Origin of the sequence: Rhodoluna sp., assembly GCF_036721215.1 — a bacterium.
In the GTDB taxonomy this organism is placed as follows: domain Bacteria; phylum Actinomycetota; class Actinomycetes; order Actinomycetales; family Microbacteriaceae; genus Rhodoluna.
In genome coordinates, this window is sequence record NZ_DAIMLM010000001.1 from 577,401 (window position 1) to 603,391 (window position 25,991).

Sequence of the window (25,991 nt, forward strand, 5' to 3'; positions counted from 1 at the left end):
GGTCTAAGTCTAGGCTTATGGAATGATCTTTTTGCTCCCACCGTCTGAAACCAAGGAGCCTGGTGGCAAAAAGATGGCCAAGGTTCTGAGCCACAAAGAACTAGACAAAACTCGCAAAGTTCTTCAGCAGGCGCTGATTGATATCTGCAAAACCCCGAGTCTTGCGGGCAAGGCTCTCAAGCTAGGGCCCAAGCAATCGGGGGAGATTCAAGTCAATCTCGATCTAACAAACCCAAAGTGTTTACCAGCCCTGGATCGATACACCGGCACTTTGTATGACGCGCTCAAAGAAGGCGGCGTCACTGCGGGTATGCGAACTAGAGCCAGCAAGGCAGTGTTTATTCAGTCTTCGCTTTTTGGTTTGATATCAGCCGGGGATGAAATACCAAACTATCGCCTTTCTGCCGGCTCAAAACTTCCTGGGATGAATCTGAAATCGCTTTGGCAGGAAGCACACGAAGCGGTGTGGTCGAAGTTCTCAAAAGAGACCATTATCGATACGAGATCCAAGTCATACGTAGAGCTAGCGCCTGTTCCAAAAAACCTTTCCTGTTACTCACTTGATGTAGTGCTAGAGGACAAAAGGGGCAAACGCACGAGGCTAAATCATTTCAACAAACAGGCCAAAGGTCAGTTTCTAAGATCGGCACTAATAATTAGCCCAGCACCAAAAACCATTGCAGATCTTAAGACCGTTGCGAAGCTAGCCAATCTGAAACTAGAAGTTTCAGGAAAGAAGCTTTTGCTAGTTTCCTACGGATGAGTCATCTGCAGGAAGAGGTTCTATTTCAAACATGTCTGGGTCTGGAAGGGCAATAATTCCCTCAATCAATGAAATTACTGTGCTCCACCATCCCTCATCGTTGAACATGATCCATCCTGGTACTAGCCAAACGTCACCGGCGGCATCCCAAATACCCAAGAGAGCTGACTCTGCCCTAACAATTGTCAAAGTGACAACCTGGGGCTCAACGGGGGCTGGCTCAGTTTCGGTAGGTTCAGGCTCCGCTGACGCGGTCTCTGATGGACTAGGTTCAATAGGTTCACTAGGTTCGGCTGTCGCTTCGGTTTCTGATACCTCTGGATCAACAAGTGGTTCATTGCGAACCCTCATGTCACTATAAATTGCTGGGTATTTTTCGTACAAATAGCTAGGTGGAGATCCGTACCAGATCCACTGATCGAGTCGATCGATAGCTTGGACAGGGGAAATGGTGTTGTAGGCGCCAACGGCTTGAGCAACTACCGAGTGCCCTTGCGCGTAGCTAATCTCGCCATCTGACCCCCAGCCGATGTACCACTCGATACTTGTCGGCTGATTATCTACAACCATGGCGGCGGTTACGGAACCGCCCCATTCCGACCAGTCAACCCGTAAGTCAGATTCAGTCACAGCAAGGCCAGTTGCGTTGAATATCTCCAGAGCTTTGGCTATGGCTTCAGACTTGCTTGGGAGTAGTTCTGGAGTTGGAACAGGGTCAATCCACTCCTCACAAAACCCTTCGGCGTCGATTGATCTGCAATCAGTCGAAATTGAAGAGTCAGAAGGATTGGAATAGTACCAAGAAGCTGTCCCGCTCCACCAAACCGAGACTATTGGGTTCAAACTGTCAACGCCCCAAGGATCATCGGATTCACCAAAAAAGTAGCCAGGATTTGCTTCACTGAAGTCAGGGAACTTCTTAACGCTGCCCTGAACTTCAAACAATCTTGCTATTTTTTGGAGCACGGATTCTGGAGTTCCGGTCCGCACGAGCTTATAGATCTGGCCAGATCCACCCTCATTTGACAGATTAGGTCCAGCCACATACTCGTAGCTAAAAAAGGGCATAGACATCATTTTGTCTGCTGATGCTTCAGACGAGGGTGATCCATTTGAAGGATTTTGGTAGGAAGCCGCTAATTGGATAAGTGGAGTTTGGACAGGGTTGACTACTACGGCCACTGCAAGTATTGCCGCTGTTCCAGAAACTAAACCACCCAAAGCGAAACCTCTAGCTTTGGCTGATAGAAGTTCAAATCTTTGAGTAAGGCCAAGTCTTAGTTTGGACTTTGAGGCAGCTGCCAAGATTTCAGCTGAGAGCGGCTCAGTCTTGGCATTGTTTGCGGGGTCTGCCTTATGCAGACGGGCGTCTAGTTCATCTGGAGTATTCATATATAGGTTATGTAGACAAGTTGGCGATTATGTCTAGAATTTCTAGGAAATCAGCCCTCTAAGTTTGGCCTTAGCTTTGCTAAGCCTAAGGGCGAAGGCATTAGTCGAGATTTCCAATACCCTGGCCGAGCTCGCATTGTCTAGACCTTCAAAGCTACTTAGGGATATAACCTGGCGCTCTGCTGGGGTCAGCTTTGCCCAAGCTTCTGAAAGGCTAAAGTCGCTTAGAGCGATGTCCTCAGCAGAAGGGGCAGAGTCCTTTGGCCGGAATAAGACCAAGAAGTTTTCTTTGGCCTTCTGACTTCTTCGGTTATTTGCAACCACAAATCCAGCGATTCTGTATAGCCAAGGGAGTTCAAAGCCCTTGGGTGCCTCAGATCTTTTCGTCCAAGCGATTTCAAAAATTCTTGAGGCTATTTCCTCAACATCCGGAGGGCTCACGCGCCTTACAAGATACTTTGTGATTTGCGGAAGTAGCTGGCGATAGATTGAAGTAAATTCTTCAGGGGTCACGAATGTAATCCTACTGGCGAAGTTCGTTTCTCCTGAAACAACCCGGTGCATGGTCATTCACCATGCCAATTGACTGCATCATCGCATACATGGTGGTGGGGCCAACGAATGAAAAACCAAGACTTCGCAGTGTTTTACTCAGCTCAATTGACTCAGGGGTAGTGGCTTTGAATTCAAAGTTAGCTGCAGGTGACGTGGCTCGTTTTGGCGCGTGAGACCAAATCAAGGAAGTTAGTGGCTCAGCTAGTTCCAAAATCAAGCGTGCATTACTGATGGTTGCCTGAATTTTGGCCCTATTTCGGATAATGCTTTCATCGTGCATTAGCCGCTCGATGTCGTTATCTGTCATCTTGGCAACCTTGCGGATGTTGAAGTTGTGAAATGCTTTTCTGAAGCCTTGCCTGCGCTTCAAGATAGTGATCCATGAGAGCCCTGCTTGAAAAGCCTCAAGAGCTAGTTGTTCAAAGAGTTCATTTTCTCCCTCTAGCTTTACGCCCCACTCGGTGTCGTGATAGTCGATGTAGATCTGATCTTGCTTGGGCCAGCGGCAGCGCTTGAGACCATCGGGATACTTGGTGACAAATTCACTCATAGGAGATACCTTCGTGATCCAGCAGCAGCTTCTTGGTTTTGATTCCCTGGCCACCGGAGTAACCGGTTAGTGATCCACTGGATCCAAGCACCCGGTGGCAGCCAACCAATAGGGGAGTTGGATTAGCGCCCACCGCGGCCCCAACCGCTCTGGCGGCTTGAGGTTTTCCAATAGCTGCGGCAATTTCGCCATAGGAAATAGTTTTGCCAAATGGCACTTTGGCTATTGTCTTCCAAACAGCAAGCTGAAACGGTGTGCCCAAGACTTTGAGGGGAAGGCTAAATTTTGGAAGGTTTCCCTTTAGGTACAAATCAATTTGCTTGGCTGCATCGTCAAGGACTTTGGAGGAGCTTATGGTGTTTGCCTTCTTGCAAAGCTCAACAGAGGTGATTTTTTCGTCTTCCGCCGTGATGGTTATGAAACCAAAAGGCGAGGGAAATGATCGCCTTGAGATTACTGATTCGCTCATGCCTCAATTCTTGTCGCTTTTTGATTCCGTCAAGGCGATTTTTTGGGTTGTGGAAAAGCTAAACCCCAAGACCCACTTGGGGCCTTGGGGTAAAGATAGCTTTTGTTAGAACTTACTCATCGCTGGGGTTAGCACCTTGCGAAGAATCTGCTCAATCTCATTGAACTCTTTAGCTCCGATGGTAAGCGGTGGTGCTAGCTGGATAACTGAGTCACCTCGGTCATCGGCACGGCAGTAAAGACCTTCTTCAAGTAGCTTTCCGGCAAGATAGCCGCGAAGAAGCTTCTCACGCTCTGGAGCGGTGAAAGGCTCTTTTGTCTTCTTGTCCTTGACTAGCTCGATAGCAAAGAAGTAACCGTCTCCTCTTACGTTTCCAACAATTGGAAGGTCGTATAGCTTCTCAAGAGTCTTCTTGAACAGCGCCGAGTTCTTGGCAACGTTTCCAACCAGGTTCTCTTCATCAAAGATGTCTAGGTTCTCAAGTGCTACAGCACACGCGACCGGGTGAGCCGCGAAGGTATATCCGTGGGCCAGGATGTTGGTTCCGGTTGTGAAGGGCTCAAACAGTCTCTCGGTAAGTAAAAGTGCTCCAAGAGGTTGGTAAGAAGATGTAATTCCCTTAGCGGTAATCATCATGTCTGGTTCGATGCCGTATCTTTCACATGCAAACATCGCACCAGAGCGACCGAAACCGGTGATGGTTTCATCGGCTACCAGCAAGATGTCGTACTTGTCGCAGATTTCTCGCAGGCGCTTGAAATAAGCAGGGTGGGCGGTGAAGCAACCACCGGAGTTCTGGATTGGCTCAACGAAGATTGCCGCCACGGTCTCTGGGTCTTCAAAGAGAATCATTTCTTCGGCACGGTTAGCGGCCCAGATTCCAAATTCCTCTTCGGTCTTGAATGAAGAAGGAGCGCGGTACCAGTTGGTGTTTGGAATCCTAAATGTCGAAGGAACTAGCGGCTCAAACATCTTTTTCATTGCCGGGATACCGGTGATCGAAAGTGCTCCCTGGCTGGTTCCGTGGTAGGCGACGTGACGAGAGATAACTTTGTGCTTGGTTGGCTTGCCGGTCATCTTGAAATACTGCTTCGCAATCTTCCAAGCACTTTCTACCGCTTCACCACCACCGGTGGTGAAGAACACTCGGCTGATGTTTTTAGGCGCATAAGAAATCAAACGCTCGGCTAGCTCAATAGCTGGTGGGTGGGCGTAGGACCAAAGCGGAAAGAAATCTAGTTCGGTGATCTGCTTGGAAGCAGCGTCAGCTAGGCGCTTGCGGCCGTGGCCTGCGTTTACGGAGAACAGTCCTGATAGACCATCGATGTATTTCTTGCCGTGGACGTCGTAAACGTAGTGACCTTCGGCTTTAGCCATGATCGGAATCTCTTTGTTGGCAAATGACCCGTGACGGGTGAAGTGCATCCAAAGATGCTTCTTGGCGGATTTTTCCAGCATGGCAGGAGTTATCTTCTTACCTTCTTTACGCGCCTCAACGAGTGCGAGCTTGGGAGTCTTGGCCGCTCCCACCTTGACGGTGCGCTTTAGAAGGGACTTGATCCCGGCAACAAGTTTCTTTGCCCTAGATTCTGTAACTGCCATTTTTTCTATTCCATTCGTTTCTAGGGGATTACCTGGTACCCCAGTTGTAGAACTGCTTTGCTAGCTTCAAATATACGAAGGTTTCGGTCGAAGTTACGCCAGCCAACCGTCTGATTTTTGAGTTAATAATCTTGATTAGCGAGTCATCGTCTTCACAAACGATCTCAACGAGGATATCGAAGCTTCCTGCTGTAATGACCACGTAGTCCACCTCGGTCATCTTGCCAAGAGCGTCGGCTATTTCGCTGGTGTCTCCGCTGCACTTGATACCAACCATTGCCTGGGTGTAAAAACCAAGCTGAACTGGGTCGGTCACCGCAACGATTTGCATGACGCCTTTTTCGGTGAGTTTTTGAACCCGTTGTCTAACGGCTGCTTCGCTAAGGCCTACGGCCTTACCTATTTCGGAGTAGGACCTTCGGCCATCATCTTGGAGCTGCTCGATGATCAATTTCGAGACGTCGTCGAGCGAAGAAGCCTTGGCTCTTCCACTTCTTGACATACATGGATTTTGCCAGCCAAGCATTGAATTAGCAAACGAATCGGTTCCCAAAGGCTCAAACCGCAACTAATTCGATACAAAACTCGAGATTTTGGGGTCATTTTCTGGGGTTAGAATCGATAGTTAAATAGAGGCTCGCCGCCTCTTCTACAAAGGAGTATGAACAAATGGCAGTTCGCGAACTAAAAAACTTCATCAATGGAAAATACGTTGAGGCTAGCTCCTCCGAAAGATCCGATGTTGTCAACCCAGCTACCGGCAAGACTTACGCCACCGCAGCGGTTTCTTCGGAAGCTGATGTTGCAAGTGCCTACAAAGCTGCCGAAGCTGCATTCGAAGTGTGGAGCCACTTCACACCATCCGAGCGTCAGCTAGCGCTATTTAGAATTGCCGACTCACTTGCTGCAAGAAGCGGTGAAGCTGCCGATGTGGAATCTGAAAACACCGGCAAGCCAAGACCAACACTTGTTGAGTATGAAATGGATCCTTCTGTTGACCAGATTAGATTTTTTGCAGGAGCTGCCAGAAACCTAGAGGGTCGCGCTACCGCTGAATATGCTCGCGATCACACTTCTTCTATTCGTCGCGAGCCAATTGGTGTTATCGGTCAGGTGACTCCTTGGAACTACCCATTGAACATGGCAGTTTGGAAATTTGCTCCAGCAATTGCAGCTGGAAACACCGTTGTCCTAAAGCCATCTGATACCACCCCTGCCTCAACACTGTTGTTGGCAGAAATCGCAGCAGAACACCTTCCTCCCGGTGTATTCAACGTTGTGACAGGTAACCGCGACACAGGCCGCGCCATGATCGAAAACGAAATCCCACAAATGGTTTCCATTACCGGTTCGGTTCGTGCCGGAATGGAAGTTGCTAAATCTGCAGCAGCCGATGTCAAGAAGGTTCACCTAGAACTTGGTGGCAAGGCGCCGGTAATTGTGTTCCCAGATGCTGATCTTCAGAAGGCAGCAGCACAGATTGTGGTCGCTGGATACTTCAACGCCGGTCAAGACTGCACCGCCGCTACCAGAATTCTGGTGCACGAGAATGTGCACGATGAGTTCTTAGGCCTGCTTGTAGCCGAAGTGAAGGCGAATGCCCAAACCGGAGACCCTCAGAGAGATGACATCTTGTTTGGCCCAGTCAACAACGCGAACCAACTCGAGCGAGTCAAGGGCTTTATTGACCGCTTGCCATCACACGCGAAACTAGAAACTGGAGGCTCTCAGCTTCCAGGAGATGGTTACTTCCTAGAGGCAACCGTTTTGTCTGGCCTGCAGCAAAAAGACGAGCACATCCAAAACGAAATCTTTGGTCCAGTGGTAACAGTTCAGAAGTTCAAGGATGCCGATGAGGCTATGCGCAACGCCAACGATGTGAAGTATGGTCTTGCTGCCAGCGTATGGACATCGAATCACACCACCGCAATGCGCTTTAGCAAGGGCTTGAACTTTGGTTGCGTGTGGATCAACACCCACATCCCACTTGCTGCCGAGATGCCTCATGGTGGTTTCCGTCACTCCGGTTATGGAAAAGACCTGTCGATGTATGGCTTTGAGGACTACACCCGCGTCAAGCACGTCATGAGCTACATCGGGGACTAATCCACAACTTGCAAACGTACTAACTAAACCTGTCTCAATCTGAGGCAGGTTTAGTTTTATGCAATGGATTTGGTATTTACCCTCGATGCTCATTGGCCTCGGTTTTGGTTTTTCAAGTGGCTATTGGCAGCTAGCACTCATAAGCGTTCTTATGGTGCTGATTCTTATTGGAACGCAAGGCTACAAAAACCGCTATCCGCAGTTTGATGAATACAGCGTCGTGCATCTATCAAATGCAGCAGTTGCCATTGGCAACCGAGTGTTACCAAGGTTTCAGTTTCTCTGGAAAGCGCAATGGCATCAGCTACTTCTTGCCGAGCTATCGAAGGCATCAACAGGCGACCATTTTGCTCTTGCTCTTGATCGAATCAAACAGGATCGCTTCAGGGTCAACGGCGTAGGGGCGGGCAAATTAGTGAGCTGGATTGGCGCGAACGAAAACAGGGACCTGGTTCTGGACTTGGTTAGCGATGGGCCGCATCTAATAGTTGTTGGCCCAACTGGATCTGGTAAGTCCGAATTTCTAAGACTGTTATTGACTTCGCTGCGCGCAACTCAGGAATTCAAGCTCGCTCTCTTTGATTACAAAGGTGGCGCAGCACTAGGAGAATTTGCGGAAGTTTCAATTGGCATAGCTACCGATTTAGATCAGGCAAGCCAGCTAGGTCTTTATGCCCTGCTAGCCAATGAACTAGCGGAGCGGGAGCGGCTGTTTGCAAGTACCAAGTGCTCGAGTATTGAAAATTATGTTGCTACGGGTAACAAACTTTCTCGCTTGGTGGTTGTGGTGGATGAGTTTGTGGCGGCTCTAGCAAGTGGACCAAAGGCCCTTGCCACCATTGAGGACATTGCAGCACGTGGCAGGTCGTTAGGGGTTCACCTTGTGGCAGCAACCCAATCACTGAGCGGGGTGTCGCGTGCGATGCTGACAAACCTGCGAGCCAGGGTAGCCATGTCATCTTCGGACCCGATTGATATGGTTCAGCTTGGAATCAATCCAGGCAAGCACAGGAGCATAAATGTTGCTGGTTGGGCCAGTGCGATTGTTTACCTAGGTAGCAATCAGGCTGAGAGCTTTGGCTTTCCTTTAGGAGTTAGGCCAGAACCTTTGCTAGCTCAGTTGCCTTCATCGAGTGAGCAACCGCAACCGGTTCGTTCACAAGCACTCCGTCAAATGTATTCAAACCAAGAGCCAGAGCTGGATCGGCCGCAAGAGCTTTCTTCCAACCCTGATTCCCAATTGCTTTCACGTATGGCAAGGTTGCATTCGTCAGCGCATAGGTAGAGGTGTGGGGGACGGCGCCTGGCATGTTTGCCACACAGTAAAAAACAGTGTCGTGAACTTTGAAAGTCGGCTCCGCGTGAGTGGTTGGCTTGGAATCTTCAAAGCAACCACCTTGATCGATTGCTATATCCACCAAAACAGCACCGGGCTTCATTTTCTTTACCAGTGCGTTAGTGACCAGCTTTGGAGCCTTGGCTCCAGGAATCAAAACTGAACCAATAACTAGGTCAGCTTCCAAAACCGCACGCTCAATCTCGAAAGTGTTGCTGGCGATTGTCTTTAGTCTTCCGGCGTAAAGAGCGTCAAGTTCACGGAGTCTATTCAAGTTTGTGTCCAAAACTGTTACCTCGGCACCCATTCCAACTGCCACCGCTACCGCACTGGTGCCGGCAACGCCGCCACCTAGAACAACTACCTTGGCAGGGCGTGTTCCTGGAACTCCGCCAAGTAGCATTCCGTTGCCACCATTTTGACGCAGTAGCGTGCTGGCTCCAACAAGTGGTGCAAGGCGACCGGCAACTTCAGACATCGGTGCAAGAAGAGGAAGCTGGCGAGAAGGAAGCTGAACGGTTTCGTAAGCAATTCCGGTTACCTTCTTATTGATCAGCTCGTTAGTTAGCGGAAGGTCTGCGGCGAGGTGGAGGAAAGTAAAGAGTGTCAGGCCCTCGCGAAGCATCGGATACTCAGATTCGATTGGCTCTTTTACCTTTAGTACTAGGTCCCCAGCGGCCCAAGTTTCGCTCGCGGAAGCGCCAATCTTGGCTCCAGCCGATTGGTATTCCTGGTCGGAAATAGCTGAACCAAGACCAGCTCCAGCTTGGACGGTGACCTCGTGGCCGGCAGAGACAAGCTCGTGCACTCCAGCCGGAGTAATCGCAACGCGGTATTCGTTGTTCTTGACCTCTTTGGGAATTGAGATCTTCATCGGGTTCTCCTGAGTTCGAAATTGGAACCTCAATGGGCGCCTTTAGAAGGATACCCGCTCGGGAGACCACGTGTCAGGGGCAATTTAGGGCCTGGGACACGCTCAAATTTCTCCTTGCCAAATGGCGGTTTTTTGGCTTTTGCGGGAAATTTTTGTGGCAGGATAAAGTCCAAGGGTCTGGGACAACCCAGCTCTTTCCTTGTTCGCCTTTTATAACACCAGGAGTCGCCAATAATGAAAGATCCAAACTCTCTCCCACAAGACCCGATGCTTGCAGAGCTTGTAAAGATGTCTCGTCGCAAGACACTAACTCGTAGAACCGCACTAGCTGGAGCTGCCGGTGTTGGAGCCGCTCTTGGTTTGGCAGCTTGTGCACCTGCCGGCGATGGCGGCGGCGCAACTTCAGAAGCTTTGGTTCCTGCAACCGACGTCTCGGATTCCGAGAAGGTATTGGTTTGGTACAACTGGCCAGGCTACATGGACCTTTCAGAAGACGAGCTTTCACGTCCTACTCTTGACCGCTTCCAAGAGCAATCTGGAATTACCGTTGAGTACCTAGAAGAGTACAACGACAACGACGAGTGGTACGGAATTAACCGAAACGAACTCATTGCAGGTAAAGATGTTGGAGCAGACCTTATCTGCCCAACCGATTGGCTAGCAGCTCGTTTGGTAAATGATGGACAGGTTCAAAAACTTGACTCCGCAAACATTCCAAACAAGGCCAATGTTGCCCCTGCATACTTGGGCGCAGCCTACGACCCAAACCGCGACTACACGCTTCCTTACCAGGGAATCTTGGGTGGTATCGCTTACAACAAGGAACTTTACAAAGAGCTAACCGGAAAAGACGCACCGGAAAGCGTTGAGGACCTGTGGCAAGCAGAGCTAAATGGACGTATCGTGCTTATCTCGGAGATGAGAGACACCATTGGAGTTATTGCACTTTCAAAGGGAATCGACATCACCAGCGCCTCTTCTCTAACTGAAGACGCTTTCAACGGAGTTATCGACGACATCGCTGCTCTTTACGCCGACAAGAAGATCAAGGCCTTCGCGGGTAACGAATACATGGATGGCTTTGCCAACGATGAGTATGTTGCCGGAATTGTTTGGTCTGGAGACGTTGTTCAGATGAACTTCGGCGCTGGATTCGACAAGTTTGGATTCTTCATGCCCGAGTCAGGTGGCACAATCTCGTCAGATATGTTCACCGTTCCAATGGGTGCAACCCACAAGAAGAACGCTGAATTGTTGATGAACTACTACTACGACCCAGTAAACGCTGCAGAACTTGCCGCTTGGGTGAACTACATCACACCGGTAGTTGGAGCCTACGAGGAAGCAATCAAGTTGGATCCTGAATTGGCCGAAAACAAGTTGATCTTCCCAGACGAGGCTTTCCTAGCTTCGACTCACGGATTCCGTGCTTTGACCGCTCAAGAAGAGCAGTCCTTCGTAACCGCTTGGGGCAGAGTTCAGCTGGGCGCTTAGTTGGCCGTCGAGTTCGTTGCCAGAGGGGCAGATTTAGAGCTAGTTGGAATTAGGAAAGAATATCCTGGCTTTGTTGCCATTGAGGATCTTGACCTAAAGATTCCAGCCGGTGAGTTCTTCGCACTGCTTGGACCATCTGGTTGCGGAAAGACAACGACCTTGCGATTGGTTGCAGGTCTTGACTCACCAACTAAGGGAAAAATCCTTATAGGTAATCAAGACGTCACTAACATCAAGCCTCACGAACGACCAGTGAACACTGTGTTCCAAAACTACGCGCTGTTCCCACACATGTCAGTTTTGGAAAACGTCGCTTTTGGTCTTCGTCAGCGCAAAGTTAGCGAACCTCTTCCAAAAGCAACTGAGGCTCTGAAGTTGGTTGAACTTGAACACCTAGCAGAGCGCAGACCTACCCAGCTATCTGGAGGTCAGCAGCAACGTGTGGCGCTTGCTAGAGCACTAGTTAACCGCCCATCGCTTCTGTTGTTGGATGAGCCACTTGGTGCACTGGATCTAAAGCTAAGACGTCAAATGCAGGTTGAGCTAAAGGCTATTCAGATCGAAGTTGGTTTGACCTTCTTGCACGTAACCCACGACCAGGAAGAGGCCATGGACATGGCCGACACCGTTGCGGTTATGAACAAGGGTCGAATTGAGCAGATGGGTGCTCCGGAAGCTCTCTACGAAAGACCAAAGACACTCTTTGTATCTAAGTTCTTGGGTCAATCAAACATCTTTGTTGGTGACGTAGTTGAAACTTCTGGAGACTCTGTCAGCATCAGCGTTGCGGGACGACAGATAAAGGTTCCAACCAACCGTGCAGAAAAGACCACTGGCAAAATTGCTATCGGCGTTAGACCCGAGAAGGCCTTCTTCCACGAAGATGCTGAGCCTGATGCTAGCGCAGGGCTAAACGTAGTTGGCCCGGGAGAAATAATTGACATTAGGTTCACCGGTGTTAGCAACCAGTACCTAATCGAGATTCCAAACCTTGGGGAAGTTACGGTGTTCGCCCAGAACATCGGAAAATCTCCTGTGACTGAGCTTGGTGCCAAGGTTTGGGTTAGCTGGAAGGTTGAGCACAGCTACGGACTCTCCGATCTTCCTGAAGCGAAGCCTGAAGGTAACTAGCAGTATGTCAACCCAGGTATCGGTCAAGAAATTCAAGACCCCAGGGAAGAAAAAGAATCCAAAAATTCTGATTATTCTTTTGCTGCCTGGTTTGTTTTACTTAGGCCTGTTTTTCATTACACCTTTTGCCTCTCTAATCACCACTTCACTTCAGGCGCCAGTTCTTGGCGGAGGGATTGGTGTTTATCAGCCAGGTCTTGAGTTTGGAAACTACGCCTTTGTGGTGGGGGAATACTTCGATCAGATCATCCGATCTTTTTTCTACGCAACCTTGGCAACTTTGTTGGCGTTGGCAATTAGCTATCCAATCGCTTACTTCATCGGGGTAAAGGCAAGAAATAAGCCGGTCTTGCAGGCGCTGTTATTGACACTGGTTATTGCCCCATTTTTCATTAGCTTCTTGCTTCGCACCTTTGCATGGAAGCAGGTGTTTAGTCAGGACTCCTTTATCTCTACAACATTGAGAGACCTAGGGCTATTGGCGGACAATGAATTCTTGCTCGGATCATCACTCGTGGTCGTGTTTGGTTTGACTTACAACTTCATTCCTTTTATGACACTTCCTCTTTACACAAACTTGGAACGCTTAGACACTGCATTATTGGAAGCTGGAAATGACCTTTACGCGAAGCCCTCGAGTACTTTTTGGAAGGTAACATTCCCGCTTTCCATACCTGGAATTACATCTGGAACTCTTCTGACGTTTATCCCGATCGCAGGTGATTACGTAACCGCTAGCGGTAACTTCCTTGGAAGCCCGAATACCTCGATGCTTGGAAACGTGATTGAAGCCAACTTCATCACAATTCAAGACTTCCCTAGCGCGTCGGCATTGTCTGTGATGCTAATGGCCGCGATTGTGGTGCTGGTCTCGATTTACATCAGGCGAACTGGAACGGAGGACCTGCTTTGAACAAGTTCAGTCTGGGAAAGTACCTTCTTCCTACCTACATCTCGCTGGCATTTATCTTTCTTATGTTCCCAATTGGTTACACCTTCGTGTTTTCTTTCAACGACCCGTTCAAGAACACCCCGGGCTGGCAGGGTTTCACTTTTGATAACTGGACTGGGGTATGTAACAACGAGGCGGTTTGTGAGGCCTTTGGTAACTCAATCCTGATTGCAGTTACCGCAACCATTGTTTCGACAATTTTGGGAACCATGCTTGCTATCGCTGTTACCAGATACGAGTTCAAGTTCCGCTCCGCAACCAACTTACTTTTGTTCTTGCCGCTTGCTACCCCAGAGGTAGTAATGGGTGCCGGTCTTGCGGCACAGTTTTTCAACGTTGGTATCCCAAGAGGTATCGGTACCGTAATCGTCGGTCACATTTTGTTCACCCTGAGCTTTGTGGTCGTAACTGTAAAGGCTCGAATCGCAACGCTCGATCCAAAGCTTGAAGAAGCTGGCAGGGACCTCTATGCGCCACCAACTCAGGTGTTTATGAAGATTACTTTCCCACTGTTGTTGCCTGGAATCATGGCTGCGGCGCTGCTATCTCTGGCCCTTAGCTTCGATGACTATATCGTGACTGCTTTCAACTCTGGCACCGAGATTACTTTCCCGAAGTACGTTTACGCAGCAGCCCTACGTGGTATTCCGCCGGAGGCAAACGTTATTGGTTCAGCGGTGTTTATCTTTGCGATTGCGCTGGTGTTAGTATTCCAGCTCGGTGGCGCACTAAAGCGCAAGAGAATTGCAAAACTAGCCAAATAGAGCTTCAACAGCTTCCCTGAAGTGCAGGGTGTGACGCTTCACATCTTCAAGGGTTGTTTCAGGTGAAATCAGAGCCATGTTATGAAACGGGGTCATTAGAACTCCGCGGTTGATGGCGTGAAGTTGAAGATACTGCTGCAGCGCGAAATCATCGGCATCTGCTGCTTCTTTACCGGTTCTTGGGGCAGTTGATCTAAAGCTGTATTCAGCTCGGCAGCCAAGCTGACTGACCTGCCACGGAACATTGAATTCGCCGATAACTTCTTGAACAGCTCTAGTCCATTCGATGGAGATTTTCTCCATTCTTTCGAATGCCTCTTCCGTAAGCACCTCGGTTAGAGTTGCGCGGATAGCAGCCATGGATAGTGCGTTACCTGCCAAGGTTCCCCCCACGCCACCTACGTCGATGTGCTCAAGGTGAACACTTTTTGCGATTCGCTCGGCGAGGGCTGTGCTCATGCCAAAAGCTCCAGCAGGAATTCCAGCACCTATGGTTTTACCAAGTATGACTGCGTCTGGTCGAAGGTTGCGTCTTCTAGTCATGCCCCCAACACCTTCGGAAAGAGTATGTGTCTCATCGTGAATCAAGATCACGTCGTACTTTGTCGCAAGCTGCCTTAGCCCTTCAAGATAACCAGGCTCAGGAAGCACGATTCCAATGTTGGTCATTGCCGGTTCAATTAGGGCTGCTGCGATCTCGCCAGATGCAAAGGCTTTCTCAGCAGCAGCTAGATCATTGAATGGGACAACCCAGGTAGTTTCGCTTAGATCTACTGGAGCACCAATGTTGTTAGCGCGGCTAATGGTGTTACCTTGCTCGTCGAGGTTGGCGAAAGTTTCATCCACGGTGCCGTGGTAGCAGTAGTCATGAATAACGATTTTCTTGCGGCCAGTGACGTGCCTGGCGTAGCGAATGATATGTCGATTGGCATCGGTAGCGGTGAGAGTGAATTGCCACTTTTCTAAACCGAAACGATCGGCAAGAGTTTGTGCGGCAATGGCGGCATCGTCGGTAGGCAACATAAAGGTGATGCCCTTATCAAGTCGCTTCTTTATTGCCGCAACGGATGCATCGGGGGAGTGACCAACCATGGCTCCGGTGTCACCGAGGCAAAAGTCGACGTAGTCATTGCCGTCTACATCGGTGAAGTGAGCTCCTTTGGCGCTAGCTACATAAACCGGATAGGGTCCTGGCCACTTTTTCATCCAAGACATTGGAACACCATTCATCATGGGTCCGGCCGCTTTGTCGTGAAGCTTTTTGGACTCGGGATGAGTTTTCACAAACTGCTCTAGCTCTTTGGCAAAGAGCTGCTCTAGGCGCGGTGGATCGTAAAAAGAGGTCATGAGTTGTGCCTAATTAAAGGGAGGCGATGCCAGCTTCTACGATGTCCAGTGCTTGGTTCAGCAGGGCATCGGATATCGCTAGCGGCGGCAGGAACCTGATCACGTTTCCGTGAGTTCCAGCGCTCAGAATCACCACACCATGGCTGTGTGCGTATTTAGATACCGCCTCTACAGCTTTGGAGTTTGGATTCATAGTTCCAGGTTCAATGAATTCAATGGCCTGCATTGCTCCGCGGCCGCGAACATCGCCAATTACTGGGTACTTAGCCTTCATCTGAGCCAATCGAGCCGAAAGAATCTTTTCAATTCTTTCTGCTTGCTCTAGCACTCCGCCGGCTTCTAATTGGTTTAGAACAGCAACGGCTGCAGCTGCAGCAACTGGGTTTCCACCATAAGTTCCACCAAGGCCTCCCGGGTGAGATGCATCCATGATTTCTGCTCGGCCTGTTACTGCCGAAATCGGCATACCGCCTGCAATACCTTTGGCGATAATCACTAGATCAGGCTCGAAGCCTTCTTCCCATTCGCTGGCAAACCACTTTCCAGTTCTTGCGATACCGGATTGGACCTCATCGGCCACCATGACAATTCCATTTTTTGCGGCCCAGTCAGCAATTGTTTTCAAAAAGCCCGGAGCTGGAACAATAAATCCACCTTCGCCCTGAACTGGCTCGATGATTACTGCTGCCAAGCTTTCGGCTCCAACGCGCTTTTCCATATAGGTAATTGCGCGACGAGCGGCTTCTTCACCGGTCATGCCTTGTGGATCGCGGAACGGGTAAGACATTGGAACGTGATGCACACCAGGTGCAAAAGGACCAAAGCCGTTGTTATAAGGGTGAGATTTGAAGTTCATGGCCATGGTTAGGTTCGTGCGTCCGTGGTAACCGTGATCGAAGACAGCTATTTCGCCTCGGCCGGTGTATTTGCGAGCAATCTTCACAGCGTTTTCAACCGCTTCGGCACCTGAGTTAAACAAGGCGGAACGTTTTTCAAACTTGCCAGGGGTTCTGCGGTTCAGAATTTCGCAGACCTGAAGGTAAGGAAGGTATGGGGTTACGGTGAAAAGAGAGTGGGTAAGTTTTTGAACCTGCTCCATGACAGCGTCAACTACTTGTTTGTTGGTGTGACCTATGGTGACAACACCAATTCCGCTTCCAAGATCGATGAGTTGATTGCCATCAACGTCAACCAAAACAGCTCCGTGAGCTCTTTCGATGTATACCGGCAACATAGTGCCAACACCGTGGCTAACTTCCTGTTGCTTCATTTTGTGAAATTCCAGGGACTTTGGCCCTGGAATAGCGGTAACTAATTTGAGTTCTTGGGTGATTTCCATGGTGTCCTAATTCTACGCCAGCCCAATTGATAGCCCCAGCATGCCATTATTGATAAATGCGCCACGTCATAATCCTTGGATCTACTGGGTCAATTGGTACCCAAGCCATTGAGGTAATCAATAAAAACCCTGAAAAATTCAAAGTTGTTGGGCTGGCAGCGGGGTCCAATTCTAAGGACCTAGAAGCACAACGCGAACATTTCGGACTTTCTTCCTCCCAGGCGGTGCTGGGTGCAGAAGGTGCCACAAAGCTGGTTTCAGAAACTGACGCCGATGTTGTCCTAAACGGCATCACGGGTTCAATTGGTCTCGCTCCAACCCTCGCGGCGCTTCGAACCGGAAAAACTCTTGCTCTTGCCAACAAAGAGTCGTTAATTGTTGGAGGGCAGTTAGTCAAAGATTTAGCTAAGCCCGGTCAGATTGTTCCGGTTGATTCCGAGCATTCAGCAATTGCCCAGTGTCTTCGTGCGGGATCTTTCACTGAAGTCAAAAAACTTATCCTTACCGCATCGGGCGGACCCTTTAGGGGCTTTACTAAGCAGCAGCTGCAAGCTGTCACCCCCGCGCAAGCTCTTGCACACCCAACTTGGGTAATGGGTCAAGTGGTAACTACAAACTCCGCCTCGATGGTGAACAAGGGGTTAGAACTAATCGAAGCGCACTTGCTGTTTGACATTCCATTTGAGCGCATCGAAGTCACGGTCCACCCACAGTCTGTTATTCACTCCATGGTGGAGTTTGTTGATGGTTCGGTTATTGCTCAGGCCTCACCGCCGGATATGAAACTTCCAATTGCACTGGGATTTAGTTGGCCAGAGCGAATTGCAGAAGTTTCTTCGCCCATTGACTGGAGTAAATCTCACAGCTGGCAGTTTGATCCACTAGATGAGAATGTCTTTAGTGCTGTGAAGCTTGCAAGGCAGGTTGGAAAGCTCGGCAAGAGCTACCCAGCTGTTTACAACGCCAGCAACGAACAGGCGGTCGCAGCATTTCACGCCGGGCTGATTTCGTTTGATCAAATCACAGAGTTGATTGAAAGAGCAGTGGATGCACACGAACCGGATTCGCAGTTGAGTCTAGAAAGTGTCTTGGCAGCTGAGACGTGGGCAAGGGATAGAACCGATGCTCAGATTGCTAAGGCCTGTTAGTTTCCCCAGAATGTGAATAGCCCAGCAAGCTTGGTCGGTAGCGTGAAGTAGATTGGTTTTGTGAGCGAAACTCTTTGGTACCTGGCTGGAATTGTTTTCATTATCTTCGGCGTTGCAGTTTCGATCGGATTGCACGAACTTGGCCATCTCATTCCTGCCAAGGCCTTTGGGGTAAAGGTAACCAAGTACATGATTGGTTTTGGCCCAACCTTGTTTTCGAGGAAAAAAGGCGAAACCGAATACGGGGTAAAGGCCATTCCGCTAGGCGGCTACATAGCAATGCTGGGTATGTACCCACCGGCAAAAAAGCCTGAAACTAAAACTGGATTCTTTCCAGACATGATTGCCCAGGCAAGGCTTGCTCATTCCGAGGAAGAAACCCCTAAGGACAAAAACCGCAAGTTCTACCAGCTACCAGTAGGCAAGCGCATGATCATCATGCTCGGTGGACCGTTTATGAACTTGGTTCTTGGGATTGTGCTTACGGTGATTTCTTTGTCGGGCTTTGGGGTATTTCAATCTTCACTAAAAATAGAAGCTGTTTCGGTTTGCTTAGACTCCACCCAAACCAGTTGCACAGCTTCCGAGCAAACCCCGGCTCACATAGCTGGACTCAAGGCAGGCGATGAAATTGTTTCTGTTGATGGAAAACCAGCAGAGGACTGGGTTCAGATAAGGCAGATTCTTACCGAGACTCCAACTGTCGAGCTCGAAGTCAAAAGAAAAGATGCATTAGTTTCTCTGACGGTAAGTGCTGTAATTCAACAGCGGCCACAGTTTGACAACCTCGGCACCCCAATTCTTGATGACAATGGAGAAGTGCTAACTGCTCCGCAGCCATTTCTTGGAGTGTTTCTGATCCCTGAGAGAATTCCAGTTTCAATTGGGTCTTCTTTACAAGCTTCAGGAAATGCGATGCTACAAATTGGGCAGCTGATTTTGCAACTTCCGCAAAAGATTTTTGAAGTTACTGCTTCCACACTTGGTTACGGTGAGCGCGATCCAAATGGACCAATTTCGATTGTCGGAATCGGGGCAATAGCTGGAGAAGTTGCCGCGTCGGAGCAAACCGACTTTTCAGACAAGCTTGCCACCGGCATTTCAATTCTTGGATCTTTGAACTTTGCGCTTTTTGTTTTCAACATGTTGCCACTTCTCCCTCTAGATGGCGGTCACGTAGCCGGGGGAGTTTACGAGAGCATAAAGCGCGGTGTTTACAAAGTCTTGGGCAAAAAAGATCCAGGGCCGGCGGACACTGCTTTATTGATGCCACTTACCTGGGTGGTGTTTATCGCGCTGATGGCCGTATCGCTTTTATTGATTACCGCGGACCTAATCAACCCAATATCCCTATTCGGCTAGGGCTATTTCAGTAAACCCAGTTGGCCTGCGTATGCTTAAAGGGCTAAGAACCTTTATTCGAGGAGCAATGTGCCAGCTGTAAACCTAGGCCTACCAAAGCCGCCACCACCTGTACTTACTCCTCGGCGCAAAACCAGGCAAATCATGGTTGGCAAAGTGCAAGTTGGTAGCGAGGCTCCGATCTCGGTTCAGTCGATGACGACGACTCCAACTACTGACATCAATGGAACCTTGCAGCAGATTGCGGAGCTCACTGCCTCTGGTTGTGACATCGTGCGAGTTGCCTGCCCATCACAAGATGACGCTGATGTGCTACATATCATCGCGAAAAAATCTCAGATCCCGGTGATTGCTGACATTCACTTCCAGTCAAAATATGTATTTCAAGCAATTGACGCAGGTTGCGGTGCGGTTCGAGTGAACCCAGGAAACATCAGACAGTTTGATAACCAAATTGGTCCAATTGCAAAAGCTGCTAAGGACGCCGGAGTATCTATTCGAATTGGCGTCAATGCAGGCTCGCTAGATCCAAGACTTTTGGAAAAGTATGGCAAGGCAACCCCGGAAGCTTTGGTTGAATCTGCCGTTTGGGAAGCTAGCTTGTTTGAAGAGCACGACTTTCACGACTTCAAGATTTCCGTAAAACACAACGACCCTGTTGTTATGGTTCGCGCTTACGAATTGCTTGCTGAAAGAGGTGACTGGCCACTTCACCTTGGAGTCACTGAAGCAGGACCTTCCTTCCAAGGGACAATAAAGTCATCAGTAGCTTTTGGCGCACTTCTTTCAAAAGGAATTGGCGACACAATTAGGGTTTCACTTTCTGCTCCACCGGCCGAGGAAATCAAAGTAGGCTCTCAGATTTTGGAATCACTGAATCTCAGGCCACGCAAGCTAGAAATTGTTAGCTGCCCAAGCTGTGGTCGCGCTCAGGTTGATGTTTACAAACTCGCTAACGACGTAACTGCAGGACTTGAGAAACTAACTGTTCCACTTCGAGTTGCAGTTATGGGTTGTGTCGTGAATGGCCCGGGTGAAGCACGAGAGGCAGATCTTGGTGTTGCGTCGGGTAATGGCAAGGGCCAGATATTTGTGAAGGGTGAAGTTATCAAAACAGTGCCTGAGTCCGAGATTGTCGCGACCTTGATTGAGGAAGCCAACCGCTTGGCAGCTGAGATGGATCCAGCACTTGTTGGCTCACCGCAGGTTTTAGTCAAAGACAAGTAGCCTCCTGGCGGTAACATTGAGCCCATGCCTATCCGTCTAAGCCAACTCTTCCTTCGCACCCTGCGAGAAGATCCTTCTGACGCTGATGTTCAAGGTCACAGACTTTTGCTTCGAGCAGGTTACATAAGACGCGCAGCTCCAGGTATTTACACCTGGCTTCCGCTAGGGCTTATGGTCAAGGCCAAAATCGAGAAGATTATCCGCGAGGAAATGGCTGCAGCCGGCTCTCAAGAAGTGTTTTTTCCGGCTCTTTTGCCAAGAGAGCCATATGAGGTAACCGGTCGCTGGAGCGAATATGGCGATAACTTGTTTAGGCTTCAAGACCGAAAAAAGGCTGACTATCTGTTGGCTCCAACCCATGAAGAAGTATTCACCCTGTTGGTGAAAGATCTTTACTCAAGCTATAAAGACCTGCCACTTTCTTTGTATCAAATACAAAACAAGTATCGCGATGAGGCTAGGCCTCGTGCTGGATTATTGCGCGGTCGCGAATTTGTCATGAAAGACGCTTACAGCTTCGATGTGAACGACGAAGGATTGGAAGTTGCCTATCAAGCGCAGCGCGCGGCTTACGAGCGCATCTTCACCAGGTTGGGTGTGGAGTATGTGATCGTCAAAGCTGACGCGGGAGCGATGGGTGGATCTAAATCGGAAGAGTTCCTATCGCCTTCACCAATCGGGGAAGACACTTTTGTTCGATCTGCGGGCGGTTACGCGGCAAACGTTGAAGCAGTCAAGAGCGTTGCACCTGCGGAGATTGATTTTTCTAAGTTACCTGCAGCCGAAGTTCACGATTCACCTAACACACCAACGATTAAGACTCTCGTGGAATTAGCTAACGCCAAGGTCAAAAAACATGATGGCTCGAGTTGGAGTGCAGCTGACACGTTGAAGAATGTTGTGCTCGCTGTCACCTCAGCCGAAGGCAAGACAGAGATTGTGATTGTCGGTATTCCAGGAGATCGTGAAGTTGACCAAAAACGAGCTGAAGCTTTCTTTGGAACCGACCAGGTAGCACAAGCAACCGATGAAGATTTTGCCAAGCACAAAGTTCTAGTCAAGGGATACATTGGCCCAACAAAAGCGGGTGCTCAATTCCTTGGTGCAAAAGCTACAGCTGGCATGAAGTATCTAGTTGACCCGAGGGTAGTCAAAGGAAGCTCTTGGGTAACCGGAGCCAACGAAAACGAAAAGCACGTTTTTGGTTTGGTTATGGGTCGCGACTTTAGTGCCGATGGTGTTGCCGACATCGCGGAGGTTCGTGCGGGTGATTTGGCCCCCGATGGTTCTGGGGAACTCGAGCTGGCAAGAGGTATTGAAATCGGTCACGTTTTCCAGCTGGGTAGAAAATACGCGGAGGCACTTGACCTAAAAGTATTGGACGAAAACGGCAAGCTTGTGACTGTCACAATGGGCTCCTATGGAATCGGAGTGACCCGCTTGGTTGCGGTTTTGGCCGAAGCCAATAACGATGACAAGGGCCTTATTTGGCCAAAGTCGGTCAGTCCTGCTGATGTGCACGTCGTTGCAGCCGGTAAAGACGATGCGGTTTATCAAGCAGCGGAGAAACTAGCTGCTGAAATTGAGAGCGCCGGAAAGACAGTTTTGTTGGATGATCGAGCCAAGGTGTCTCCTGGAGTTAAGTTCTCGGATGCTGAGTTGATCGGAATTCCAACTGTGGTGATTGTTGGTAAGGGTCTTGAAACTGGCGAAGTTGAACTGTGGAACAGAAGGACTGGGGAAAGAGCGGCTATCAAGCTAGACTCTGTTTTGTCTGCAGTCAAATAAGAACTTTTGGAGGTGTTGCAAGTGGACATCGACCTAAGTGTTCTAAAAAACATTGAGCGCGAGAACGAGATTCCTTTCAAGGAGCTTGTTGAAATCATTGAGGCCGCCGTGCTAGCCGCCTACCACCGCAACATCGGTAACACCGATAAAGCCCGCGCCCACCTGGATCAACAAACCGGCCACGTTCTTATCTTCACAGCCGTGCTTGATGAAGAAGGCAATCAAACTGGAGAAACCGAAGCCACGCCGGAAAACTTTGGTCGAATTGCCGCGGGGGCTGCCAAGCAGGTTATTGCCACCAGATTGCGGGAGATTAACGACGAAGGTGTCTTTGGTGAGTTCAAGGGTAAAGACGGCGACATAGTTGCTGGAACAATCCAGCAGGGTCAGCGCCAATACATGGTCTATGTTGACCTTGGATCAATTGAGGCCATCATGCCCCCAGAAGAGCAAGTTCCAGGTGAGGACTATGCCCACGGCAAAAGAATTCGCGTTTACGTGACCAACGTTTCCAAAGGCACCAAGGGCCCTCAGGTCACTGTTTCTAGAACCCACCCCGGATTGGTTAGAAAACTCTTTGCACTTGAGGTTCCAGAAATTGCTGAAGGTGTAGTTGAGATTGTTTCGGTTGCCAGAGAAGCAGGGCACCGCACCAAGATTGCCGTTCGAGCAAAGGACCCTGCCATCAATGCCAAGGGAGCTTGCATTGGAGAACTTGGCCAGCGGGTTAGGGCCGTCCAGTCGGAGCTAAACGACGAAAAGATTGACATTGTGGACTATTCCGAGGATTTGACGGAGTTTGTAACTCAGGCTTTGTCCCCAGCCAAGGCATCGAGTGCTTATATGATCAATGCCGAAGAGCGCCAGGTGCGGGTACTGGTCCCCGATTTCCAGCTCTCTCTCGCTATCGGTAAAGAGGGTCAAAATGCCCGCTTGGCCGCCAAGTTGACCGGGGCCAAGATAGATATTCAGCCTGACAGTATTCTCGAAGGCGACTAGAGCGCTTTCGCCCTTTGGGGCTAGAATAGGGAACGAATCAATTTGGTCCCAAATGGCCAACTTTCTGATTCAAAACGAAAAAACTAGAACGGGTAGAAAAGATGTTGGCAAATAAATGAGTAGCTCGAAATGAGTATCCAACAGCTTTAATGGCCTGCCCTGTTTGGGAAGGCCCAGACAGGAGAAGTAAGTGGCGCTACCACGTGTTTACGACGTAGCTAAAGAACTTGGCATTGACACCAAGGTGGCTTTGGCCAAATTAGAAGAACTTGGCGAATACGTCAAATCTGGATCTTCAACAATCGCACCTCCAGTGGCTAAGAAGCTGCGCGCTGCGTTTCCTGACGCCAAGCCTAAAGAGAAAAAAGTTGCCAAACCCAAAGCCGCTCCAAAAGCAAAAGCCGATGCTCCAGTTGCAGAAGAAGAGACCGTTGTTCCCGCTGAGACCGCAAAAGAAGTAAAGCCAAAAACATCTCGTCTTGCACCGAGCTCGATTACCGATGCTCCGAAAGAGCCAAAAGTTTCCCCAACCACTCCGGGTATTCCAAGACCTGGAAATAACCCGTTTGCATCCAGTCAGGGAATGGGCATTCCTCGTCCAATGACAAGACCTGGAAACAATCCATTCAACGCCTCACAAGGTATGGCAAGACCTGGAACAGCTCGACCGGGTTCAGCTCGACCTGGCTCTAGACCAGAAGGTGGCGAATTTCGACCAGGTGGTTCAAGACCAGGTGGTGCCGGAGGCGCACGTCCAGGATTTGGATCTGCGAAACCAGGATTGGGTGGCGGAGCACCGGGAGGTTTCCCAGGTCGTCCTTCAGCGGGTGGAAGAGGTCGCGGAGTTGGCGGCGGTACAGCAGGTGCTTTTGGTAAAGGTGGCGCAAGAGGTCAATCTAAGGCCAGAAAGTCAAAGCGCGCCAAGAGAGAAGAATTTGAACAAAGAAGTATTCCAAGTCTTGGTGGAGCAGTTGTCCCAAGAGGAGATGGCACAACAGTAATCAGATTGCGCCGCGGAGCGTCGATTCAGGACTTTGCCGACAAGATTGATGCCAATGCTGGTCAGCTAATCACAGTGCTATTTGCACTTGGTCAGATGGCAACAGCTACCGCGTCGCTAGATGAAGAAACTTTCCAGATTCTTGGAGATGAGCTTGGTTACAAGATTGAGGTTGTTTCTCCAGAAGACGAAGAGCGCGAGCTATTTGAGGGCTTTGGTTTGGATGTTTCAGCTGATTACGACGACGAAGAAGAAGACCTGGTTAGTCGCCCACCGGTAGTTACCGTTATGGGTCACGTTGACCACGGAAAGACTGCACTTCTGGACTCAATTCGTAACGCCAACGTTCAAGCTGGTGAGGCTGGTGGAATCACTCAGCACATCGGTGCCTACCAGGTGCACACCACCCACGAGGGCATAGATCGAGCCATTACCTTTATTGATACCCCAGGTCACGAGGCCTTCACAGCGATGCGAGCTCGTGGTGCTCAGGTAACCGACATCGCAATCTTGGTTGTTGCAGCTGACGATGGCGTTATGCCTCAAACCATTGAGGCACTAAACCACGCCCAGTCTGCAGGTGTACCAATTGTGGTTGCGATAAACAAGATTGATAAAGAAGGTGCCAACCCAGACAAGGTCAAGCAGCAGCTAACCGAGTTCAACCTGGTTGCTGAAGAGTATGGCGGTGACGTCATGTTTGTGCCTGTATCTGCTTTGAAGAAGCAGGGAATTACTGAGCTATTGGACGCAGTGCTTCTTACTGCTGACGCAGCACTTGATATGCGCGCGAACCCAAACAAGGACGCTCGCGGTGTTGCTATCGAAGCAAACCTAGACAAGGGACGCGGAGCGGTTGCAACAGTATTGATTCAGTCTGGAACATTGAGCGTCGGTGACTCAATCGTTGCTGGTAGTGCTCACGGTCGTGTGCGTGCGATGTTCAACGAAGATGGCGAAGCGGTAGAGCAAGCAACACCTTCGAGACCTGTTCAGGTACTGGGGCTTCAGAGTGTTCCTCGCGCGGGAGACACCTTTGTTGTTACCGAAGATGAGCGTCAGGCTAGACAAATTGCTGAAAAGCGTGAGGCAGCCGATCGAAATGCACTTCTTGCCAAGACCAGAAAGCGCGTCAGCCTAGAAGACTTCAGCAAGGCGCTTGAAGACGGCAAGGTCGAATCGCTCAACTTGGTTATCAAGGGAGATGTGTCCGGTGCCGTTGAAGCTCTGGAAGACTCACTACTCAAGATTGAAATCGACGATTCCGTTCAGCTTCGCATTATCCACCGTGGTGTTGGTGCCGTGACCGAGTCCGACGTGAACCTAGCAACTGTTGATAACGCAATCATCATCGGATTCAACGTTCGCCCAGATAACAAGGCGAAGGAAAGAGCCGACCGTGAGGGTGTTGACATCCGTTTCTACTCGGTAATCTACGCAGCCCTAGAAGACATTGAGAAGTCTCTGAAGGGCATGCTCAAGCCTGAATACGAAGAATTCCAGCTTGGAACAGCTGAGGTTCGCGAACTATTCAAGTCTTCCAAGGTGGGAACAATCGCTGGATCGATTGTTCGATCTGGATCAATCAAGAGAAACGCTTTGGCCAGGGTGCTTCGCGGTGGCGAGGTCATTATCGACAACGTCAAGGTCGAATCACTCAAGAGATTCAAGGACGACGCTAGCGAAGTCAAGACCGACTTCGAGTGTGGAATTGGTCTTGCTGGATTCAACGACTTGCAACTCGAGGACATCATTGAGACCTTCGAGATGCGCGAGAAGCCTAGGGTCTAGAA

21 protein-coding genes and 1 pseudogene are annotated in these 25,991 nt (G+C 49.7%); 13 read left to right on the forward strand and 9 right to left on the reverse strand.

Annotated elements, in window-relative coordinates:
• The first annotated feature begins 22 nt into the window (after positions 1 to 22).
• Positions 23 to 763 (forward strand): YaaA family protein, encoded by a 741-nt coding sequence (locus AC9UCN_RS02950; protein WP_509523528.1) that lies wholly within the window; start codon positions 23 to 25, stop codon positions 761 to 763.
• On the opposite strand, the gene AC9UCN_RS02955 is transcribed toward AC9UCN_RS02950, so the two are convergent.
• From AC9UCN_RS02955 to AC9UCN_RS02980, 6 genes are all read right to left on the reverse strand, one after another.
• Positions 746 to 2,155, reverse strand: coding sequence for a hypothetical protein (locus tag AC9UCN_RS02955; RefSeq protein ID WP_509523530.1), 1,410 nt, complete (start codon positions 2,153 to 2,155; stop codon positions 746 to 748). The two genes, AC9UCN_RS02950 and AC9UCN_RS02955, sit on opposite strands and share 18 nt — an antisense overlap.
• A 42-nt stretch (positions 2,156 to 2,197) precedes the next feature.
• On the reverse strand, positions 2,198 to 2,668 hold the full coding sequence (locus tag AC9UCN_RS02960) for an RNA polymerase sigma factor (protein WP_509523532.1): 471 nt from the start codon (positions 2,666 to 2,668) through the stop codon (positions 2,198 to 2,200).
• A gap of 10 nt (positions 2,669 to 2,678) precedes the next feature.
• Positions 2,679 to 3,260, reverse strand: coding sequence for a DNA-3-methyladenine glycosylase I (locus AC9UCN_RS02965; protein ID WP_509523534.1), 582 nt, complete (start codon positions 3,258 to 3,260; stop codon positions 2,679 to 2,681).
• Positions 3,253 to 3,729, reverse strand: a complete 477-nt coding sequence (locus AC9UCN_RS02970) for a methylated-DNA--[protein]-cysteine S-methyltransferase (RefSeq protein WP_509523536.1) — start codon at positions 3,727 to 3,729, stop codon at positions 3,253 to 3,255. The genes AC9UCN_RS02965 and AC9UCN_RS02970 overlap by 8 nt, the downstream gene beginning before the upstream one ends.
• Before the next feature lie 105 nt (positions 3,730 to 3,834).
• A complete protein-coding gene (locus AC9UCN_RS02975) occupies positions 3,835 to 5,187 on the reverse strand; it encodes an aspartate aminotransferase family protein (protein ID WP_509523659.1) in 1,353 nt (450 codons plus the stop codon).
• 172 nt (positions 5,188 to 5,359) lie between these two features.
• A complete protein-coding gene (locus AC9UCN_RS02980) occupies positions 5,360 to 5,833 on the reverse strand; it encodes an Lrp/AsnC family transcriptional regulator (protein ID WP_509523538.1) in 474 nt (157 codons plus the stop codon).
• A gap of 167 nt (positions 5,834 to 6,000) precedes the next feature.
• Here AC9UCN_RS02980 and AC9UCN_RS02985 point away from each other — a divergent pair, with 167 nt between their 5' ends.
• Together AC9UCN_RS02985 and AC9UCN_RS02990 are read left to right on the forward strand one after the other, a co-directional pair.
• Positions 6,001 to 7,437: a gamma-aminobutyraldehyde dehydrogenase gene (locus tag AC9UCN_RS02985; RefSeq protein WP_509523540.1), complete on the forward strand. Its 1,437-nt coding sequence runs from the start codon at positions 6,001 to 6,003 to the stop codon at positions 7,435 to 7,437.
• A gap of 151 nt (positions 7,438 to 7,588) precedes the next feature.
• Positions 7,589 to 8,179: pseudogene (locus AC9UCN_RS02990) on the forward strand (FtsK/SpoIIIE domain-containing protein); the annotation flags it as partial.
• Between the two features lie 352 nt (positions 8,180 to 8,531).
• Here AC9UCN_RS02990 and ald read toward each other — a convergent pair.
• Complete coding sequence (ald, locus tag AC9UCN_RS02995) at positions 8,532 to 9,647, reverse strand: alanine dehydrogenase (RefSeq protein ID WP_509523542.1); 1,116 nt, start codon at positions 9,645 to 9,647, stop codon at positions 8,532 to 8,534.
• A gap of 234 nt (positions 9,648 to 9,881) precedes the next feature.
• On the opposite strand from ald, the gene AC9UCN_RS03000 reads away from it, so the two are divergent.
• From AC9UCN_RS03000 to AC9UCN_RS03015, 4 genes are read left to right on the forward strand one after another with little or no spacing between them, the layout of a single operon-like run.
• A complete protein-coding gene (locus AC9UCN_RS03000) occupies positions 9,882 to 11,141 on the forward strand; it encodes an ABC transporter substrate-binding protein (protein WP_509523544.1) in 1,260 nt (419 codons plus the stop codon).
• Positions 11,142 to 12,272 (forward strand): ABC transporter ATP-binding protein, encoded by a 1,131-nt coding sequence (locus AC9UCN_RS03005; protein ID WP_509523546.1) that lies wholly within the window; start codon positions 11,142 to 11,144, stop codon positions 12,270 to 12,272. It abuts the gene before it with no gap.
• 4 nt (positions 12,273 to 12,276) lie between these two features.
• Positions 12,277 to 13,185, forward strand: coding sequence for an ABC transporter permease (locus tag AC9UCN_RS03010; RefSeq protein ID WP_509523548.1), 909 nt, complete (start codon positions 12,277 to 12,279; stop codon positions 13,183 to 13,185).
• Positions 13,182 to 13,988 (forward strand): ABC transporter permease, encoded by an 807-nt coding sequence (locus AC9UCN_RS03015; RefSeq protein WP_509523549.1) that lies wholly within the window; start codon positions 13,182 to 13,184, stop codon positions 13,986 to 13,988. The genes AC9UCN_RS03010 and AC9UCN_RS03015 overlap by 4 nt, the downstream gene beginning before the upstream one ends.
• Here the strand turns inward: AC9UCN_RS03015 and AC9UCN_RS03020 are convergent.
• Together AC9UCN_RS03020 and gabT are read right to left on the reverse strand one after the other, a co-directional pair.
• Positions 13,977 to 15,335, reverse strand: a complete 1,359-nt coding sequence (locus AC9UCN_RS03020; protein WP_509523550.1) for a transaminase — start codon at positions 15,333 to 15,335, stop codon at positions 13,977 to 13,979. The genes AC9UCN_RS03015 and AC9UCN_RS03020 overlap by 12 nt on opposite strands.
• Before the next feature lie 13 nt (positions 15,336 to 15,348).
• Positions 15,349 to 16,674, reverse strand: a complete 1,326-nt coding sequence (gene gabT, locus AC9UCN_RS03025) for a 4-aminobutyrate--2-oxoglutarate transaminase (protein ID WP_509523552.1) — start codon at positions 16,672 to 16,674, stop codon at positions 15,349 to 15,351.
• Positions 16,675 to 16,730: 56 nt separating this feature from the next.
• On the opposite strand from gabT, the gene dxr reads away from it, so the two are divergent.
• The 6 genes from dxr to infB all read left to right on the forward strand — a co-directional run bounded on the left by dxr (position 16,731) and on the right by infB (position 25,989).
• Positions 16,731 to 17,822 carry a 1-deoxy-D-xylulose-5-phosphate reductoisomerase gene (gene dxr / locus AC9UCN_RS03030; protein WP_509523554.1) on the forward strand — a complete coding sequence of 364 codons (1,092 nt, stop codon included), beginning with the start codon at positions 16,731 to 16,733 and terminating at the stop codon, positions 17,820 to 17,822.
• Positions 17,823 to 17,882: 60 nt separating this feature from the next.
• Positions 17,883 to 19,184: a M50 family metallopeptidase gene (locus AC9UCN_RS03035; protein WP_509523555.1), complete on the forward strand. Its 1,302-nt coding sequence runs from the start codon at positions 17,883 to 17,885 to the stop codon at positions 19,182 to 19,184.
• Positions 19,185 to 19,253: 69 nt separating this feature from the next.
• Positions 19,254 to 20,411, forward strand: a complete 1,158-nt coding sequence (gene ispG / locus AC9UCN_RS03040; protein WP_509523557.1) for a flavodoxin-dependent (E)-4-hydroxy-3-methylbut-2-enyl-diphosphate synthase — start codon at positions 19,254 to 19,256, stop codon at positions 20,409 to 20,411.
• A gap of 24 nt (positions 20,412 to 20,435) precedes the next feature.
• Complete coding sequence (locus AC9UCN_RS03045; RefSeq protein ID WP_509523559.1) at positions 20,436 to 22,199, forward strand: proline--tRNA ligase; 1,764 nt, start codon at positions 20,436 to 20,438, stop codon at positions 22,197 to 22,199.
• Positions 22,200 to 22,220: 21 nt separating this feature from the next.
• Complete coding sequence (gene nusA, locus AC9UCN_RS03050; RefSeq protein ID WP_509523560.1) at positions 22,221 to 23,198, forward strand: transcription termination factor NusA; 978 nt, start codon at positions 22,221 to 22,223, stop codon at positions 23,196 to 23,198.
• 190 nt (positions 23,199 to 23,388) lie between these two features.
• Positions 23,389 to 25,989 carry a translation initiation factor IF-2 gene (infB, locus tag AC9UCN_RS03055; RefSeq protein ID WP_509523562.1) on the forward strand — a complete coding sequence of 867 codons (2,601 nt, stop codon included), beginning with the start codon at positions 23,389 to 23,391 and terminating at the stop codon, positions 25,987 to 25,989.
• Positions 25,990 to 25,991 lie beyond the last annotated feature (2 nt).